The organism is Alcanivorax sp. HI0044, from assembly GCF_001634945.1.
Map to the genome: position 1 here is coordinate 1 of NZ_LWEZ01000221.1, position 774 is coordinate 774.

1 protein-coding gene is annotated in these 774 nt (G+C 62.8%); it reads right to left on the bottom strand.

Annotated elements, in window-relative coordinates:
* Positions 1-774 (bottom strand): efflux RND transporter permease subunit (locus A3730_RS02625; RefSeq protein WP_156500831.1); only part of this gene is annotated, 774 nt, incomplete at both ends.

Consider the following 774-nt stretch of genomic DNA (forward strand, 5'->3'; position numbering starts at 1 on the left):
GAGTGCTAGAGGAACGTTCACCAGAATGAGAGCGGCCTGGGCCACGGAGCCGAAGGCGAAGTAGAGCAACAGGGCGATCAGGCCGACCGCCACTGGCACTACCATGGCCAGCCGTTGCTGGGCGCGCTGCTGGTTTTCGTATTGGCCGCCGATGTCCACGCTGTAACCGGCGGGCAGATCCACTTCGCTTTCAATGGCCTGCTGGATGTCGGCGACCACGGAGCCCATGTCACGACCGGCCACGTTGGCCTGGATAACCACGCGGCGCTGCACGTCGTCGCGGCTGATCTGCGGCGGGCCGGAGACCAGCGACACATCCGCCACATCCATAAGCCGTACCCAGGCACCATCGGCGGCCTTGAGGCGCAGGTTGCGGATGGCTTCAGCATCCTTACGGGCGTTTTGCTCCAGGCGCACATAGATGTCGTAGCGTTCGTTGCCCTTGATCACCTGCCCGGCGCTGCCGCCGCCCAGGCCGTTGCTGACCAGATCCATGACCTGATCCACACTCAGGCCGTAACGGCTGAGGGCGTTGCGGTCCGGGGTGACCACCAGTTGAGCTTCACCGGCGATCTGTTCCAGTTGCACATCGGTGGCGCCGTCGACTTCCTTGACGGCCTGAGTGATGGCTTCGCCTTTTTCCTGCAGCACGTTGAGATCCGGGCCGAACAGTTTGATGGCGAGCTGGGCTTTAACGCCGGAGAGCAGTTCGTCCACGCGCATGGCGATGGGCTGGGAAAAGTTGAGCAGCAGACCGGGATGCTTTTCCAGTTT